General features: G+C 66.2%; 11 protein-coding genes. 10 read left to right on the forward strand and 1 reads right to left on the reverse strand.

Going from position 1 to position 18,379, the window contains the following annotated elements:
• Window positions 1-148: 148 nt before the first annotated feature.
• The 5 genes from J3E61_RS26965 (at window position 149) to J3E61_RS26985 (ending at window position 8,438) form a co-directional block, all read left to right on the forward strand.
• The gene (locus J3E61_RS26965) at window positions 149-1,633 is read left to right on the forward strand and encodes a wax ester/triacylglycerol synthase family O-acyltransferase (RefSeq protein ID WP_192723490.1); all 1,485 of its coding nucleotides are present in this window, start codon (window positions 149-151) and stop codon (window positions 1,631-1,633) included.
• Window positions 1,630-3,333 (forward strand): HAD-IB family hydrolase, encoded by a 1,704-nt coding sequence (locus tag J3E61_RS26970; RefSeq protein ID WP_210085953.1) that lies wholly within the window; start codon window positions 1,630-1,632, stop codon window positions 3,331-3,333. The genes J3E61_RS26965 and J3E61_RS26970 overlap by 4 nt, the downstream gene beginning before the upstream one ends.
• Window positions 3,330-5,678, forward strand: a complete 2,349-nt coding sequence (locus tag J3E61_RS26975; protein WP_192723488.1) for a glycerol-3-phosphate 1-O-acyltransferase — start codon at window positions 3,330-3,332, stop codon at window positions 5,676-5,678. The genes J3E61_RS26970 and J3E61_RS26975 overlap by 4 nt, the downstream gene beginning before the upstream one ends.
• A gap of 22 nt (window positions 5,679-5,700) precedes the next feature.
• Window positions 5,701-7,707 (forward strand): bifunctional copper resistance protein CopD/cytochrome c oxidase assembly protein, encoded by a 2,007-nt coding sequence (locus J3E61_RS26980; protein WP_210085954.1) that lies wholly within the window; start codon window positions 5,701-5,703, stop codon window positions 7,705-7,707.
• 62 nt (window positions 7,708-7,769) lie between these two features.
• Complete coding sequence (locus tag J3E61_RS26985) at window positions 7,770-8,438, forward strand: class I SAM-dependent methyltransferase (RefSeq protein WP_210086713.1); 669 nt, start codon at window positions 7,770-7,772, stop codon at window positions 8,436-8,438.
• Here the strand turns inward: J3E61_RS26985 and atzF are convergent.
• Window positions 8,435-10,045 carry an allophanate hydrolase gene (gene atzF, locus J3E61_RS26990; RefSeq protein WP_210085955.1) on the reverse strand — a complete coding sequence of 537 codons (1,611 nt, stop codon included), beginning with the start codon at window positions 10,043-10,045 and terminating at the stop codon, window positions 8,435-8,437. The two genes, J3E61_RS26985 and atzF, sit on opposite strands and share 4 nt — an antisense overlap.
• 149 nt (window positions 10,046-10,194) lie before the next feature.
• On the opposite strand from atzF, the gene J3E61_RS26995 reads away from it, so the two are divergent.
• The 5 genes from J3E61_RS26995 (at window position 10,195) to J3E61_RS27015 (ending at window position 18,378) form a co-directional block, all read left to right on the forward strand.
• Window positions 10,195-10,665, forward strand: coding sequence for a single-stranded DNA-binding protein (locus J3E61_RS26995; protein ID WP_210085956.1), 471 nt, complete (start codon window positions 10,195-10,197; stop codon window positions 10,663-10,665).
• Window positions 10,666-10,729: 64 nt separating this feature from the next.
• Window positions 10,730-12,406 carry an energy-dependent translational throttle protein EttA gene (gene ettA / locus J3E61_RS27000; RefSeq protein ID WP_210085957.1) on the forward strand — a complete coding sequence of 559 codons (1,677 nt, stop codon included), beginning with the start codon at window positions 10,730-10,732 and terminating at the stop codon, window positions 12,404-12,406.
• Window positions 12,407-12,455: 49 nt separating this feature from the next.
• The gene (locus J3E61_RS27005) at window positions 12,456-17,303 is read left to right on the forward strand and encodes an NAD-glutamate dehydrogenase (RefSeq protein ID WP_210085958.1); all 4,848 of its coding nucleotides are present in this window, start codon (window positions 12,456-12,458) and stop codon (window positions 17,301-17,303) included.
• Window positions 17,300-17,707: an acyl-CoA thioesterase gene (locus J3E61_RS27010; RefSeq protein ID WP_210085959.1), complete on the forward strand. Its 408-nt coding sequence runs from the start codon at window positions 17,300-17,302 to the stop codon at window positions 17,705-17,707. The genes J3E61_RS27005 and J3E61_RS27010 overlap by 4 nt, the downstream gene beginning before the upstream one ends.
• The gene (locus J3E61_RS27015) at window positions 17,704-18,378 is read left to right on the forward strand and encodes a hypothetical protein (protein WP_210085960.1); all 675 of its coding nucleotides are present in this window, start codon (window positions 17,704-17,706) and stop codon (window positions 18,376-18,378) included. Before J3E61_RS27010 ends, J3E61_RS27015 begins: the two co-directional genes overlap by 4 nt.
• The last annotated feature ends 1 nt before the right edge of the window (window position 18,379 follow it).

Raw genomic sequence — 18,379 nt, forward strand, 5'->3', positions numbered from 1 at the left:
CACCGCTGAGTCCGCCGCGCGACTCGTCGGTATAAAAGGCGGCGACCGGGAATCCTGGGCTCGCAACCGCTACAAAGGCACAGCGTGCCGCCGGGCGGCGGACTAGCGTTGTGGCAGCATTCAGGCGTTAAGGAGGGGAGCGACGAGCATGAGCGACATGCCGGAACTCGACGCGGACGGACTTCCGGAGGAACTCAGCGCGTTCGATCAGATACTGCATCGCGGCGAAGCCCACCCGCGCACTCGCTCCGGCATCATGACCATCGAACTGCTCGACACCACCCCGGACTGGGCCGCGTATCGGGCAAGGTTCGACCACGCCTCGCGCAAGGTGCTTCGGCTGCGGCAGAAGGTCGTCATGCCGACGCTGCCCACTGTGGCGCCGCGGTGGGTGATCGACCCGGACTTCAATCTGGATTTCCACGTGCGCCGCATGCGGGTCCCCGAGCCGGGCACCATGCGCGAGGTATTCGACCTCGCCGAGATAGCGGCGCAGTCGCCGCTCGACATCTCCCGGCCGCTGTGGACCGCGACCCTGGTCGAGGGCCTCGAAGGCGGCCGCGCCGCGCAGTTGGTACACCTCAGCCACGCCGTGACCGACGGTGTCGGCGGCGTCGAGATGTTCGCCAACCTCTACGACCTCGAACGCGATCCACCACCCCAGGCGCCTCCGCCGCTGCCGGTTCCCCAGGACCTTTCGCCCAATGACCTGATGCGCCAAGGCATTAACCGGCTTCCCGGCACCATCGCGGGGCGGGTGCGCGGCGTGCTGTTCGGCGCAGCGCACGTTGTCGGCAGGGTCGTCCGCGATCCGATAGCCAACATGGGCGGAGTCGTCGAGTACGCCATGTCCGGTGCCCGCGTCGTCGGACCCGTCGCCCCGCCGTCACCGGTGCTGCGGCGTCGCAGTCTCTCGTCGCGCAGCGATGCCATCGACATCGAGTTCGGCGCGCTGCACAAGGCCTCCAAGGCCGCCGGCGGCTCCATCAACGACGCCTATCTGGCAGGCCTGTGCGGCGCCCTGCGCCTGTACCACCAAGCCAAGGGCGTGCCGATCGACGCGCTGCCGATGGCGGTGCCGGTCAACCTGCGCTCCGAGGCAGATCCTGCCGGCGGCAACCGATTTGCGGGCGTCAACCTCGCCGCCCCGGTCGGCCTGCAGGACCCCGAAGTGCGCATCAAGAACATTCGGTCGCAGATGACCCGCAAGCGTGAGGAGCGTGCCATCGACATGGTCGGCGCTATCGCGCCGGTGCTCACCCTCATGCCCGATTCCGTGCTCGAGTCGATGGCGGGATCGATCGTCAACTCAGACGTCCAGGCCAGCAATGTGCCGGTCTACGCGGGCGATACCTTCATAGCGGGCGCGAAGGTGTTGCGCCAGTACGGCATTGGACCCCTGCCCGGTGTCGCCATGATGGTCGTGCTGATCTCTCGTGCCGGATACTGCACCATCAGCACGCGTTACGACCGTGCATCGATCGACGACGCCGACCTGTGGGCCCGCTGCCTGCTGGCCGGCTTCGACGAGGTGCTCGCGCTGGGCGGCGACGGTCGGGCCGTACCAGCGACGTTCACCGTCGAGACCCCAGAACCCACCCCAGTGTCACCCAACGGAAGTGCGGCGCAATGACTTCGGCCAACGGTCAGCCAAATCCCCGATCGATGCGGCTGCCCGGGTCGGTCGCCGAGATCGAGGCGAGTCCGCCGGGCCCTGAGGTCGGCGCGTTCTTCGATCTTGACGGCACTCTGGTAGCCGGGTTCACCGGCGTCGTCATGACCCAGGATCGGCTGCGCAGGCGGCAGATGTCAGTCGGCGAGTTCATCGGCATGGTGCAGGCCGGCCTCAACCATCAACTCGGTCGCTCCGAGTTCGAGGATCTCATCGGCAAGGGCGCCCGCATGTTGCGCGGAAACTCGCTGGCGGACATCGACGAATTGGCCGAGCGACTCTTCGTGCAGAAGATCGTCGGTCGCATCTACCCGGAGATGCGTGAACTCGTCCGCGCCCACATGGCCCGCGGCCACACCGTCGTGCTCAGCTCTTCGGCGTTGACGGTCCAGGTGGAGCCCGTCGCGCGATTCCTCGGCATCGAGAACGTGTTGAGCAACAAATTCGAGGTCGACGAGAACGGCTGCCTGACCGGCGAAGTGCTCACGCCCATCATCTGGGGGCCCGGAAAGGCAAGGGCCGTACAGGCGTTCGCTGCCAAGAACGGCGTCGACCTGGCGAAGAGCTACTTCTACGCCGATGGTGACGAGGACGTCGCGCTGATGTATCTCGTCGGCAATCCGCGACCGACCAACCCGGCGGGCAAGCTCGCCGCGGTCGCCGCCAAGCGGGGCTGGCCCGTGCTGCGGTTCACCAGTCGCAGTGGCGCCAATCCGGTTTCGCAGTTGCGGACCGCTGCGGGAATCGCATCGATGGTGCCGATCGCGGCAGGCGCGCTCGGCCTGGGTCTGCTGACCCGCAACAAGCGCACCGGGGTCAACTTCTTCACCTCGACGTTCGGCCGGACACTGCTCACGGCCACCGGCATCAACCTCAACGTCCTTGGCAAGGAGAATCTGACCGCCAAACGGCCCGCGGTGTTCATCTTCAATCACCGCAACCAGGCCGACCCGATGATCGCGGGAACCCTGGTCAGCGACAACTTCACGTCGGTCGGAAAGAAGGAGCTGGAGAACGATCCGATCGTCGGCACCATGGGCAAGATCATGGACGCCGCGTTCATCGATCGCGACGACCCGAAGAAGGCGGTCGAGGGGCTCAAGAAGGTCGAGGAGCTTGCGCGCAAAGGACTTTCGATCCTGATCGCGCCTGAGGGCACCCGCCTGGACACTACCGAGGTCGGTCAATTCAAGAAGGGACCGTTTCGGATCGCGATGTCGGCAGGCATACCTGTCGTGCCCATCGTGATCCGCAATGCCGAGGTCATCGCCGCTCGCGACTCGAGCACGTTCAACCCCGGCACCGTCGACGTCGTCGTCTACCCGCCGATCCCCGTCGACGACTGGACCCACGACAACCTTTCCGAGCGCATCGCCGAGGTGCGTCAGCTGTACCTGGACACCTTGAAGGACTGGCCGCACGACGAGGTGCCGACGCATCCGCTGTACAAGCGCAAGAAGGCGCCTGCCAAGAAAGCGGCACCGAAGAAGGCACCTGCCAAGAAGGCGGCGGCGAAGAAGGCACCTGCTAAGAAGGCGCCGGCCAAGACGGCGACGACGGCGGCAACGAAAGCGACGACCAAGGCCGCCGAAAAGAAACCGGCGAAGAAAACACCCGCCAAGAAGACGGCGAAAAAGGCTGCCGCAAAGGGCCGGTCGTGAAAATCTCCGCCGATGAGTTCGCGGCGTTCACCGCGACTGACGACGCGCTCGTGCTCGCCTCGGTGTCATCGCCCGCCGAAGAGGCGCTACTGAACGACTGGCTGGCACGCCAGCGCCGCGAGCACCCGGATTCCAACGTCGACGTGCTGCGGCTACCGGCCGACGACGACCCGCCGCCGGGAACGCTGGCGTCGCTGGTCGAGGAGTTGGACACCGACGAGGATCGATCGGTCGTGCCGGTGCGCGTGTTCTGGGTGCCCGGTGGCCTGCCCACCCGATCCAAGGTCGTCGCGTTCCTTTCCGGTCGTGACACCTACCGACCGCCGGAGATGCTGCAGAAGCGGATTCTGCGGAAGGATCCCTCGCGCGCCAGGGTGGTGGCCGGTGAACCCGCGAAGGTCTCTGAGTTGCGACAGCAATGGCATGAGACCACCGTCGCTGAAAACCCAAGGGAATTCGCACGATTCGTCATCCGACGGGCGATCCTGGCGATCGAGCGCGTTGAGCTGCGCCTCCTCGGCCCCGAGTACAAGTCGCCACGGCTGATCAAGCCCGAACTGCTGGCATCGGCACGGTTTCGTGAGGGTTTGGAAAAGATTCCCGGTGCGACAGTCGACAAAGCCGGTGAGATGCTCGACGAACTGTCCACCGGATGGAGTCGGTTCTCGGTTGACCTGATTCCGTCGCTGGGCCGCGCCATCTTCAGCCGCGGCTTCGATCCCAACATCGACTACGACCGCGCCGAAGTCGAGGCAATGCGGCGCGGTTTGGAACATCATCCCGCGGTGCTCCTGTTCTCGCACCGGTCCTACCTCGACGGTGTGATCGTGCCCGTGGCGATGCAGGAGAACCGGCTGCCACCCGTCCACACCTTCGCGGGCATCAACCTGTCGTTCGGATTCATGGGCCCGTTGATGCGCCACTCCGGGGTCATCTTCCTGCGGCGCAAGCTCGACGATCCGCTGTACAAGTACGTGCTGCGGCAGTTCGTCGGCTACATCGTCGAGAAGCGGTTCAACCTGAGCTGGTCGATCGAGGGCACCCGGTCGCGCACCGGAAAGATGTTGCCGCCCAAGCTCGGTCTGCTCGCATATGTCGCCGATGCCTACCTCGACGGACGCAGCGAGGACATCCTGTTGCAACCGGTGTCGATCAGTTTCGATCAGTTACACGAGACCGCTGAATACGCCGCGTACGCCCGTGGTGGCGAGAAGACGCCCGAAAGCCTGTCCTGGATGTACAACTTCATCAAGGCCCAGGGCGAGCGCAATTACGGCAAGATCTACGTGCGCTTCCCCGAAGCAGTGTCGATGCGTGAATACCTCGGCGAACCGCACGGCCCGATGACCACCGACGAAGCCGCCAAACGCCTTGCGCTGCAAAAGATGGCGTTCGAGGTGTCGTGGCGGATTCTGCGCGCCACCCCCGTCAACGCGACGGCGCTGGTGTCGGCGCTGCTGCTGACCACCCGCGGGGTGGCACTGACGCTGGACCAGCTTCATCACACGTTGCAGGACTCGCTGGACTACCTGGAACGCAAGCAGACGCCAATGACCAACAGCGCGTTGCGGCTTCGCACGGCCGACGGCGTTCGCGCAGCCCTCGACGCCTTGTCCAACGGTCACCCCGTGACCTGCGTCGAGGGCGGCAGGGAGCCGGTGTGGCGGATCGCGCCCGAGAACGAGCATGAGGCAGCGTTCTACCGCAACACCCTCATCGACGCTTTCCTCGAAACATCGATCGTCGAGTTGGCGCTCGTGTTTGCGGCCCGCGCGGAATCCGATCGGCTGGAAGCGTTTTGGTCGCAGGCGATGCGGCTGCGTGATCTGCTGAAGTTCGACTTCTACTTCGCGGACTCCGCCGCATTCCGCGGACATGTGGCCGAGGAGATGTCCTGGCACGAGGAGTGGGAGAGCCAGGTGGCCGCCGGTGGCGCCGAGATCGACGTGCTGTTGCGCGCGAAGAAGCCGTTGATCGCCAGCGCGATGCTGCGGCCGTTCTTCGAGGCGTACGAAATCGTGGCCGACGTGTTGCTCGACGCACCCGCCGAGATCGGCGAAAAGGAACTGACCAAGATGGCGCTTGGCGTCGGCAGGCAGTTCGTCGCACAGAACCGGGTGCGCAGCAACGAAGCCGTATCGGCGCTGCTGTTCGCGACCGCGCGGCAGGTGATCGCCGACCAGGGCCTGCTGGCACCCGCCGCCGACCTCAGCGACCGGCGGACCGCGTTCCGCGACGAACTGCGGGGCATCCTCGGCGACATGGACAAGGTTGAGCAGGTCGCCCGCGAGCAGTTCTACGCTCGCGAGATGAAGCGGCGGGCACTGCGCAGCGAGGGCGCCTAGCCCGACGCCATACGCTGGTCGTATGACCACCGCGGCGCCCCCGACTGTGCGCAACAGTGCTGTGTGGCCGGTGCTGCTTGGTGTCGCCGCGCTGGCAGGTGTCGTGGCCGCAGGCATCGGCGCGCTGTCGCTGGCCGACGCACTGACCGCCACGGGGCTGCCCAACCCGGGGCCTGCGACCACCTACGGCTTGCCGTTCCTACGGGCCGCGGGGGAGATCGCCGCCGTGGTGGCGGCGGGGTCGTTCCTGTTCGCGGCGTTTCTGGTGCCGCCGCAGTCCAACGGCGTGCTCGACGCGGCCGGCTACCGCGCGCTGCGGCTCGGGACGGCGGCGTCGGCGGTGTGGACAGTGTGTGCCGCGCTGCTGGTGCCGCTGACTGTGTCGGACGTCTCGGGCCACCCGTTGCGCGAGAACCTCAACCCGCTCGACATCTGGTCGGCGGCGAGCGTCGTCGACACCGCGACAGCCTGGCGCTGGACTGCCTTCATCGCCGCGGCCGTGACGCTGGCCAGTCTGCCGGTGCTGCGGTGGGGCTGGACGCCGGTGCTGCTGGCGGGTGCGGTGGCCAGCCTCGTGCCGCTGGGGCTGACGGGTCACTCGTCGGCGGGCGGTGCGCACGATCTGGCGACCAACAGCCTGCTGATCCACCTGATCGCGGGCGCGCTGTGGGCGGGCGGACTGTTCGCACTGCTGGCTCACGTGTTGCGGTCCGGGCAGTATGCGGGCCTCGCGGCCCGACGGTTTTCCGCGCTGGCCCTGTGGTGTTTTGTGGCGATGGCGGCCAGCGGCGTCGTCAACGCACTGGTGCGGATCCAGCTGTCGGACCTGTTCCGCAGTGAGTACGGCTGGTTGGTGATCGGCAAGGTCATTGCGCTTGGCGTACTCGGCCTCATCGGATGGCGTCAGCGACGCAGCGGGCTCGTCGCGCTGGCGGCCGATCCGGAGGCGCGCGGGCCACTGTTGCGGCTGACGCTGGTCGAGGCGGCCGTCTTCGCAGCGACATTCGGCATCGCGGTCGGGTTGGGTCGCACACCGCCGCCGCCGCTGCTGACGGAGCCGAGTCCCGTCGAGGTGGCGATCGGCTACGGCTTCGACGGACCGCCGACAGTCGCGCGCGTGCTGTTCGACTGGCGGTTCGACCTGATCTTCGGCACAGCGGCGATCGTCATGGCTGGGCTGTATGTGTTCGGGGTGCGCCGCTTGCGCCGTCGCGGCGACGCGTGGCCGGTGGGCCGCACGGCGGCGTGGCTATGTGGTTGCGCGGCACTGCTGTTCACGACGTCGTCAGGTCTGGGTCGCTATATGCCTGCGATGTTTTCGATGCACATGGTGGCGCACATGTTGCTGTCCATGTTGGTGCCGATCCTGTTGGTGTTGGGTGCGCCTGTGACGCTGGCGCTACGGGCGTTGCCGACCGCGGGGCGGGCCGAGCCGCCAGGACCGCGGGAATGGCTGCTGGCGGCGCTGCATTCGCGGGTATCGCGGTTTCTCACCCATCCGATCGTGGCCACCGTGGTGTTCGTCGCGGGCTTCTACGGCCTGTATTTCGGCGGGCTTTTCGACGCCGCGGTGAGCAACCATGCCGCGCACCTGCTGATGAACGTGCACTTCCTGCTCAGCGGTTATCTCTTTTACTGGGTGGTGATCGGCGTCGATCCGACACCTCGGCCGATACCGCAACTGGGCAAGGTCGCGATGGTGTTCGCGTCGCTGCCACTGCACGCGTTCTTCGGTGTCGTGCTGATGGGCATGCAGACGGTGCTGGGGTTGACGTTCTACCGGTCGCTGGCGCTCAGCTGGCACACCGACTTACTCGGCGACCAGCGGCTGGGCGGTGGAATTGCCTGGGCAGCAGGCGAAGTCCCGCTTGTGGTGGTGATGATCGCGTTGCTGATCCAATGGCGGCGCAGCGATCAGCGCGATGCGAAACGACTCGACAGGGCAGCCGACCGCGACGACGACGCGGATCTGAATGCGTACAACGCGATGCTTGCCGAGCTGGCCAAGCGGGACGCGCGTCCGTCGTGACCGCCGACGACGGATTCTTCGACGAGGAGGTCGCCGCTACTTACGATGCCGCGACCTCTGGCATGCATGACCAGAGCGTGATCGACTGCGTCGTGGACGTTCTCGCCGACCTCGCCGATGACGGCCGGGCGCTGGAGTTCGGTATCGGTACCGGCCGCATCGCCATTCCGCTGGCTCAGCGTGGCGTCGAGGTGCACGGCATCGACATGTCGAAAGCAATGGTCGCTCGACTGCGGGAGAAGCCGGGTGGAGCGGAGATCGGCGTGACAATCGGAGACTTCGCCGATGCGCGCGTGCCGGGATCGTTCACGCTGACTTACCTCGTGTTCAACACGATCGTCAACCTGACGACGCAAGACGCCCAGGTCGCGTGTTTCATCAACGCCGCCGAGCACCTGCAGCCCGGCGGGAGTTTCGTCATCGAGGTCAGTGTCCCGGCGCTACGGTTACTGCCGCCAGGTCAACGCGCCGTCCCGTTCGACGTCGGCGAGCAATGTTGGGCTTATGACCTATACGACTGCGCCACACAGGAGATGAGCTCCAGCTACGTCGACGACATCGACGGCAGGGCGCGGCTGCGGTCGATCTCATTTCGCTACGTTTGGCCTGCCGAACTGGATCTCATGGCGCGCATCGCCGGATTGTCGCTCGTCGAGCGCGGGGAGGACTGGGACCACAGACCGTTCACCCACGAAAGCACGCGGCACGTCTCCGTGTGGCAGAAGCGCTAGACGGCGCCCGCCGCGATCGCCGCCGGCCAGCTGCCGTACTCGCTGATATCGCGCCCAGTCGCCGCGGCGCCGTCACAGCCGAACGCGGTTCGCCATGTGCCGTCGTCGAATTCGACCTTCCCGAGCTGCATGGGCGCAGGCAATGCCGCGAGGAACTGACCCAATGCCGCGGGCGACAACAGCCAGCGATGCCCAAGGAGCGCAGCACCGGATGCGCCGTCGGGAACCCGCGTCACCGCCGGTTTGGCAGGCACAGTCGGCAGCACTGACATCCGGTATCGCGGCGCCGTCGTCAGTTCGCCGGTCCACCGCGCTCCGAGGTCCGTCAGCTGGTGCACCAGCGCTCCGCCTCGAAGGTGCGCGCCGAACACCACCAACTCGACAGAGTCCGCAGCGTTCAGCGGCCAAACATCCACTGGTGCTTCGTCTTCCGACGCCAACGCAGCGATATCCAGTGCCACCGCGTCCTCGAATGCCCGCGCCAGCACGGTCACACCGAACTGTGCCTGCCCCGCTGTACCTGCAGGCACGGCCACTGCGCACATGTCGAACAGATTGCAGAAGTTCGTGTAGGTGCCCATCGAGGAGTTGACGCCGACGGGGTCAGCGGCCACCTCGTCGATGCGTGGATGCATAGGCGCAGTGGGCACCATCAGCGCGTCGACACCGTCCAGTGCGGCCATCGCCACCGCGCGCAACCGGTCGACCTCGCGACGGTCGCGCACCAGTCGATGGGCGGGGATGTCGCGCGCCGCCGTGATGATGCTCCGCACCGTCGGATCCAACGCGGCCTCGGGCTGCGCATCGATGAATTCGCCTACAGCGGCGTATCTTTCGCTGACCAATGCGCCGTCGTACAGCAGCTTGGCCGCCGCCAGGAACGGGGCGATGTCCACCGTGACGACGCGCGCGCCTGCTTCGGACAGCCTGCCGACGACTGCATCGAACGCGGCACGCCACTCGGCGTCCAACTGGGGCAACTCGCCGGGGACCGCGACGACAGGATTCGGCGGCGCCGCCAACCGCACGTCGGCGGGCCACGGCCGGCCGGCAGCAGCTGCCATCACACCCATCGCACGGTTCGCGAAAGCGAGATCTGCAGCGAAAATCGTTACGCAGTCATAGGATTCGCACGCCGGCACGACGCCATCGGTGGAGACCACTCCCAGGGTGGGTTTGATTCCGACGATGCCCTGCAACCCGGCGGGCACGCGGCCAGAGCCCGCGGTGTCGGTGCCGATCGCGACGTCGGCCTCGCCGGTAGCGACCGCGACGGCCGATCCCGAACTGGAACCGCCGCTGATGTAGTCGGGTCGGCGGCTGTCGGGCACCGCGCCATACGGCGAACGGGTGCCGACCAGACCGGTGGCGAACTGGTCGAGATTCGTCTTGCCGACGACCACCGCACCCGCGGCCCGCAGCGCCGCGACCGCAGCCGCATCGCGTTCGGGTTGAAACGCGAACTCCGGGCAGGCGGCGGTCGTGGGCAGCCCGGCGGCGTCGACGTTGTCCTTGACTGCGAGCCGTACTCCCGCTAGCGGGCCCTGGCTTCGTGCGAGCTCGGCCGCCACCTCCGCCTCGGGTCTACGCGTGATCCACACCGTCATGCCGATCAACCTAGGGCCGATTCATCCACAGCGCGCAACTCATCCACAGGGCCACCGACTCAGGAACTCGGTCGGACCCTGCTGTCGGACTTGGGAGGGGAAATGGGTGTGCGACGCGCGTCGCACCCAGATGAATGAGAGGAATAGCAATGTTCGAGACACCCATCACCGTCGTCGGCAACATCGTCACCAAACCGGACCGCAGGCGAGTCGGCGAGCAGGAGCTCATCAAGTTCCGGGTGGCCAGCAACTCGCGGCGCCGCAGCGCCGATGGTAAGTGGGAGCCGGGGAACTCCTTCTTCGTGACGGTGAACTGCTGGGGAAAGCTGGTCACCGGCGTCGGGGCGGCCCTCGGGAAGGGCGACCCGGTCGTCGTTGTTGGCTATGTGTACACCAGCGAATACGACGACAAAGAAGGCAACCGTCGCTCGTCGGTGGAAGTGCGGGCCACCTCGGTGGGTCCCGACCTGGCACGGTGCGTCGCTCGCATCGAAAGCCGCAGACAATCCAGCGCCACCAGCGACGACGCGGCCGAGCCGGCTGTCGCCGACGCCGACGAGCCGATCGATGATCCCGAAGTCTCGGCCGTTGACGGCAAGGCGCTGCCTCTGTCGGCTTAGCAGGTTCGGCCACGCCTAGGATGGGCCCGGGTAATCGCGAATTACGAAAGGCAACACAACGGCAATGGCCGAATTCATCTATTCGATGCGGAAGGTCCGCAAGGCGCACGGCGACAAGGTGATCCTTGACGACGTCAGTCTGAACTTCCTTCCAGGGGCGAAGATCGGTGTCGTCGGCCCGAACGGGGCCGGCAAGTCGAGCGTCTTGCGGATCATGGCCGGGCTGGACACTCCCAACAACGGCGACGCGCTGCTGGCGCCGGGCGCAACGGTCGGCATCCTGCAGCAGGAGCCGCCGGTCAACGAGGAGAAGACCGTGCGCGGCAACGTCGAGGAGGGCCTCGGCGACATCAAGGTCAAGCTCGACCGCTTCAACGAGGTGGCCGAGCTGATGGCAACCGACTACTCCGACGAGCTGATGGAGGAGATGGGCCGGCTGCAGGAGGACCTGGATCACGCTGACGCGTGGGACCTCGACTCCCAGCTGGAGCAGGCGATGGATGCCCTGCGCTGTCCGCCGCCCGACGAGCCCGTCACCAACCTGTCCGGTGGCGAACGCCGCCGCGTCGCGCTCTGCAAGCTGCTGCTGTCCAAGCCCGACCTGCTGCTGCTCGACGAGCCGACCAACCACCTGGACGCGGAGAGTGTGCAGTGGCTCGAGCAGCACCTGGCCGAGTACAAGGGCGCGATCCTGGCCGTGACACACGACCGGTACTTCCTGGACAACGTCGCCGAATGGATCCTCGAACTCGACCGGGGACGTGCCTACCCGTACGAGGGCAACTACTCGACGTATCTGGAGAAGAAGGCCGAGCGCATCGCGGTGCAGGGGCGCAAGGACGCCAAACTGCAGAAGCGGCTGAAGGACGAACTGGCGTGGGTCCGCTCCGGCGTCAAGGCACGGCAAGCCAAGAGCAAGGCGCGCCTGTCGCGGTATGAGGAGATGGCCGCAGAGGCCGAGAAGACCCGGAAGTTGGACTTCGAGGAGATCCAGATTCCGACCGGTCCGCGGCTGGGCAATGTCGTGGTCGAGGTCGAGCATCTCGACAAGGGCTTCGAGGGCAGGCAACTGATCAAGGACTTGTCCTTCACGCTGCCGCGCAACGGCATCGTCGGCGTCATCGGCCCGAACGGTGTCGGTAAGACGACACTGTTCAAGACCATCGTCGGCCTCGAGCAGCCAGACAGCGGCACCGTTCGAATCGGCGACACCGTGAAGCTGTCCTACGTCGACCAGAGCAGGGCCGGCATCGACCCGAAGAAGACCGTCTGGGAGGTCGTCTCCGACAAGCTTGACTACATCGAGGTCGGCCAGAACGAAATCCCGTCGCGCGCCTACGTGTCGGCCTTCGGCTTCAAAGGACCCGACCAGCAGAAGCCGGCGGGCGTGCTGTCCGGCGGTGAACGCAACCGGCTGAACCTGGCGCTCACCCTCAAAGAGGGCGGCAACCTGATCCTGCTCGACGAGCCCACCAACGACCTCGACGTCGAGACACTGAGTTCGTTGGAGAACGCGCTGGAGAACTTCCCCGGCTGCGCGGTCGTGATTTCTCACGACCGGTGGTTCCTCGACCGCACCTGCACGCACATCCTGGCGTGGGAGGGCGACGACGACAACGAGGCCAAGTGGTTCTGGTTCGAGGGCAACTTCGCCGCGTACGAGGAAAACAAGGTGGAACGACTTGGTATCGATGCGGCCCGTCCGCACAGGGTGACCCACCGCCGGCTCACGCGCGACTAGTGTCGTTTTGCGTACCAGCGTCGGTATGCGGATGTAACTAGGAGCGGCGATGACGGTCAATCCGGGGACTGGCACAGGCGTCGGCGGATCGACCGCGCCGCCGCTGAGCCAGGACAACATCACCCGGCTCGCGCGGGCCTACATGGCTACCTACCGCGGGCCGCACGGTGACGCACCGGGCGCCGATTCCGCGGTCACCGCGCCTGTCGACCGCAGTGCGGTGAAGATGCTGCTTTCACCGCCTCTGATCGAGGCGCACTACCGACTCGGTTCGCACCGCGCGTTCGGCGACACCCGGGTCGCGGTCTACACCGAGGACGACCCGGGCGGGTTCGGCCCTGCGCTGCAGATCGTCACGGACAACGCGTCGATGCTGATGGACTCCGTCACCGTGCTGCTGCATCGGCTCGGGGTGGCCTACAAGGCCATCATGAATCCGGTGTTGCGCGCGCGTCGGGGGCCAAACGGCGATCTGCTCGCCCTCGAGCCGGCATCGGGTGCCCCGTTCGGCGACGGAATCGACGAGACGTGGATCCACGTCCAGTTGGCCGAGTCGTGTGACCCCAAGGCGGTCGCCGAGGTCAAGCGGCTGCTGCCGAGCGTGCTGGCCGACGCCCGTCAGGTGGCGCTGGACTCGACGTCGATGGCGGCGATGCTGGTCAGCCTGGCAGCCGAACTGGACTCCGACTACCAGGGCCGATTCCCGGGCTCCGACCGCAAGGACGTCGCGGCGCTGCTGCGGTGGTTGGCCGACGGTCACTTCGTGCTGCTTGGCTACCAGCGCTGCCAGGTCAGCAATGGTCAGGCCGCGGTCGATCCGGCCAGTCGTCTGGGTGTGCTTCGGTTGCGCACCGACGTGCTCCCGCAACTCAGTTCGAGCGACGATCTGCTGGTGTTGGCGCAGGCCACCATGCAGAGTTTCCTGCGCTACGGTGCCTACCCCTACATCGTCGTGGTCCGCGAGAACGCACCCGCAGGCGCAATCGAACACCGGTTCGTCGGGCTGTTCACCGTCGCCGCGATGAACGCCAATGTGCTTGAAATACCGCTGATTTCACGGCGAGTCAACGACGCGCTGGCAATGGCGCACCGCGACCCCAGCCATCCCGGCCAGTTGCTGCTCGACATCATCCAGACCATCCCGCGTTCGGAACTCTTTGCGCTGTCCGCCAGGGAACTGCTCGACATGGCGATGGCGGTGGTCGATCTCGGGTCGCGGCGCCGCACCCTGCTGTTCCTGCGTGCGGACCAACTCGCGCACTTTGTGTCGTGCCTGGTGTATCTGCCGCGCGACCGATACACCACCGCCGTGCGGCTGACGATGCAGGACATCCTGGTCCGCGAACTCGGCGGCGTCAGCATCGACTACGCCGCGCGTGTCAGTGAATCTCCTTGGGCCGTCGTACATTTCACCGTTCGGCTGCCCGAAGGCCGTCGCCCGCAGGACATCGACGTCTCGCTCGACAACGAATCGCGAATCCAGGACCTGCTCACCGAGGCCGCCAGGACGTGGGGCGACCGGTTGATGGGCGCGGTGAAGGGCGGCTCGATCACGCAGGCGATGGCCGAGCACTACTCGGCGGCCTTCCCCGAGGTCTACAAGCAGGCCGTCGCGCCGCTCGACGCGATCAAGGACATCGCGATCATCGGAGGGCTGCAGGACAATTCGGTCAGGCTCGTGCTCGGCGACCGCGGTCAGGACGGCGTCGCCCAGCTCACCTGGTACCTCGGCGGCCGCTCGGCGTCACTGAGCCACCTGCTGCCGATGCTGCAGTCGATGGGCGTCGTCGTGCTCGAGGAGCGACCGTTCACGGTGACGCGGCCCGACGGTTTGCCCGTGTGGATCTACCAGTTCAAGATTTCACCGCACCCCGACATCCCGACGCCGCCGGCTGGTCCGGAGCGCGTTGCGATGGCCGACCGGTTCGCCGACGCGGTCAGCGCCATCTGGCACGGCCGCGCCGAGATCGACCGCTTCAACGAGCTGGTGCTGCGCGCAGGGTTGACCTGGCAGCAGGTGGCGGTGCTGCGCACCTATGCGAAATACCTGCGGCAGGCGGGTTTTCCGTACAGCCAGTCCCACATCGAGGGCGTGATCAACGGCAACGCGGGCACCGCGCGGTCGCTGGTCCAGCTGTTCGAGGCGCTGTTCGACCCGAAGCCGTCGGAGGAGACGCGGCGCCGCGACGCGCAGACGGCCGCGGCCGCTGTGGCAGCCGACATCGACGCACTGGTGAGCCTCGACACCGACCGCGTGCTGCGCGCATTCGCGTCGATGATTCAGGCCACCCTGCGCACGAATTACTTTGTCAGCAGGCCGGATTCGGCCAGACAGCAGAATGTGCTCTCGGTGAAGCTGAACCCCGGCCTTATCGACGAGCTGCCGCTGCCGCGGCCGCGGTTCGAGATCTTCGTGTACTCCCCGCGGGTGGAGGGTGTGCACCTGCGATTCGGCTTTGTGGCCCGTGGCGGACTGCGGTGGTCGGATCGTAAGGAGGATTTCCGCACCGAGATCCTCGGCCTCGTCAAGGCGCAGGCGGTGAAGAACGCCGTCATCGTGCCGGTCGGAGCCAAGGGCGGCTTCGTCGTGAAGAACCCGCCTCCTGCAGATGATCGGGACGCGTTCCGCAATGAGGGCGTGGCCTGTTACAAGCTGTTCATCGCCGGGCTGCTCGATCTGACCGACAACGTCGACAAAGCCACCGGCGATGTCGTCGTTCCCACCGATGTGGTGCGTCGCGACGGCGACGACGCTTACCTCGTGGTGGCCGCCGACAAGGGCACGGCCACATTCTCCGACATCGCCAACGAGGTCGCCGCGTCGTACGGCTTCTGGCTGGGCGACGCATTCGCGTCCGGCGGTTCGGTCGGCTACGACCACAAGGCGATGGGCATCACCGCCAAGGGCGCGTGGGAGGCGGTCAAGCGACACTTCCGGGAGATGGGCGTCGACACCCAAACCGAGGACTTCACCGTCGTCGGCATCGGGGACATGAGCGGCGACGTGTTCGGCAACGGCATGCTGCTGTCCAAGCACATCCGGCTGCTGGCCGCATTCGATCACCGGCACATCTTCCTCGACCCCAATCCCGACAGCGCGTCGTCGTGGGATGAGCGCAAGCGCCTCTTCGACCTGCCCAGGTCCTCGTGGCAGGACTACAACCCGTCGCTGATCAGCGAGGGCGGCGGTGTCTACAGCCGTGAGCAGAAGTCCATCCCGATCAGCCCGCAAGTCAGGGCCGCGCTCGGCATCGCCGACGGCATCGAGGAACTGACACCGCCCGCGCTGATGAAGACGATCCTGAAGGCACCGGCCGACCTGCTGTTCAACGGCGGCATCGGCACCTACATCAAAGCCGAGACGGAGTCTGACGCCGACGTCGGCGACCGCGCCAACGATCCGGTGCGGGTCAACGGAAGCCACGTGCGCGCCAAGGTGATTGGCGAGGGCGGCAACTTGGGTGTGACCTCGCGCGGGCGCATCGAGTTCTGCCTGGCCGGCGGCCGCTGCAACACGGACGCGCTGGACAACTCGGCCGGCGTGGACTGCTCCGACCACGAGGTCAACATCAAGATTCTCGTCGACTCGTTGGTGACTGCGGGCGAGGTGCGCGCCGAGGACCGCACCCAATTGCTGGTGTCGATGACCGACGAAGTGGGCCGGCTTGTCCTGACAGACAACGAGGATCAGAACGATCTGATGGGCACCAGCCGCGCCAATGCGGCCAGCCTGCTGTCGGTGCACGCCCGAATGATCAAGGACTTCGTCGCCGAACACGGCCTCAACCGGGAGCTCGAGGCGCTGCCGTCGGAAAAGGAGATCGCCCGCCGCACCGAAGCCGGAATCGGCCTGACCTCACCAGAACTCGCGACGCTGATGGCTCACGTCAAGCTGGCGCTGAAGGACGAGCTCCTCAAGAGCGACCTGCCTGATCAGGAGGTGTTCGCGTCCCGGCTGCCGAGGTACTTCCCGTCCAACCTGCGCGACAAGTTCGCCAGTGAAATCAGGCAACATCAGCTGCGCCGGGAGATCGTCACCACGATGCTGGTCAACGATCTCGTCGACACCAGCGGAATCAGCTACGCCTACCGGATTTCCGAGGACGTCGGCGTCGGGCCGGTCGACGCGGTGCGGTCCTATGCGGCCACGAATGCGATCTTCCAGGTCGGTGAGGTGTGGCGGCAGATCCGCGCTGCCGGTGAAAGCGGAGTGTCGGTCGCCGTCACCGACCGGATGACGTTGGATCTGCGTCGGCTCATCGACCGCGCGGGCCGCTGGCTGCTCAACTACCGGCCCCAGCCGTTGGCGGTTGGTGCCGAGATCAACCGGTTCGCCGAGAAAGTCCGTGCGCTGACACCGCAGATGTCGGAGTGGCTGCGCGGCGACGACAAGATCATCTGCGAAAAGGAAGCGCGCGAGTTCAACGAGCAGGGTGTGTCGGCCGACCTGGCGTACATGGTGTCGACGGGGCTGTACCAGTACAGCCTGCTCGACGTGATCGACATCGCTGACATCGTCGACCGTGATCCGGCAGAGGTCGCCGACACCTATTTCGCGCTGATGGAGCGTCTCGGCACCGACGGTCTGCTGACCGCGGTGTCCCGGCTGGTGCGCGACGATCGCTGGCATTCGTTGGCTCGCTTGGCGATTCGTGACGACATCTACGGCTCGATCAGGGCACTGTGCTTCGATGTACTGGCAGTGGGTGAGCCGGGGGAGACCGGCGAGGAGAAGATCGTCGAGTGGGAGGCCACCAACAGCAACCGGGTCAGCCGCGCTCAGCGCACGCTGACCGAGATCTACGAAAGCGGCGAACTCGATTTGGCGACGCTTTCGGTGGCTGCGCGCCAGCTGCGCAGCATGACAAGGACGAGTGGAACAGGACGGGCTGGGTGAATGGTTTTGTAGCGCCGGTGCATGTGCGGTGGTCGGACATCGACATGTATCAGCACATCAACCACGCCACGATGGTCACCATCCTCGAAGAGGCCCGAATTCCTTTTCTGCGTGAGCCGTTCGAGGCTGTGATCGAGGAAATCGGGCTGCTGATTCACGAGGTCAAGATCCTGTACAAGGGTCAGCTTCGGCTCAGGGATTCGCCGCTGCAGGTGACGATGTTCTCGAAGCGGGTGCGCGCCGTGGACTTCACGATCGGCTACGAGGTGCGCTCGGTTCGGCGCCCGGACGCCAAGCCGTCTGTGATCGCCGAGACCCAACTGGCCGCCGTGCACATCAAAGAGCAACGACTGGAACGGCTTTCGCCCGTGCAGCGCGCGTATCTACAGCGCTATCTTCGATGAGCTCACCCGAACGCGGTATCTGGCTCGACGATGCCACACACCGCGAGGATTTACAGACGTTCACCGAACGGGCGTTGCGCCTCGACGATGCCGCCGTGATCCGGTTGCGGGAGCGGGCAGGCGGCCTGGTGGTCGCTTGGGTGGCAACGGGTTTCGACGTGTTGGCCAGCCGTGTCGTGCATGGGCGGCTCAAGCCGAACGACCTGAGCGCCGGGGCCGACGCGCTGGCCAACGGTTTGACGGCGATGGAACGCGACGGTTACGTCGATCCCGGGTTTCCGATGGATTCAGCGTGGCGTGGTGTGCTCCCGCCGGAGACCGGCTTCGTCCATCTCGACGACGTGCCGGCGCGCGTGGTGCTTGACCTCGCGCAGCGAGGCGTCGCCTTGGCGAAGGAACACTCGAGCTCGCACGGACCCCCGGCGTCGCTGCTGGATCAGGAGGTGGTCGCGGTCAGTTCGGGCGACGAGAGCGTCGGCGTTCCGATGCGCTGCGTATTCGCCTTGACCGCAATGGGTTTCCTGCCACAGTCGGCAGAGCAACTCGATCCGGGTACCGTCGCCGCCGACGAGATCGTCCGGGTGCGCACGCTGCCGTCGTGGTTGCGCATCGACGCCCGCTTCGGATCGGTGTACCGCAGGCGCGGCGACCCCGCGTTGGTATTGCGCTGAC

Origin of the sequence: Mycobacterium sp. OAE908, assembly GCF_017872775.1 — a bacterium.
Classification (GTDB): Bacteria; Actinomycetota; Actinomycetes; order Mycobacteriales; family Mycobacteriaceae; genus Mycobacterium.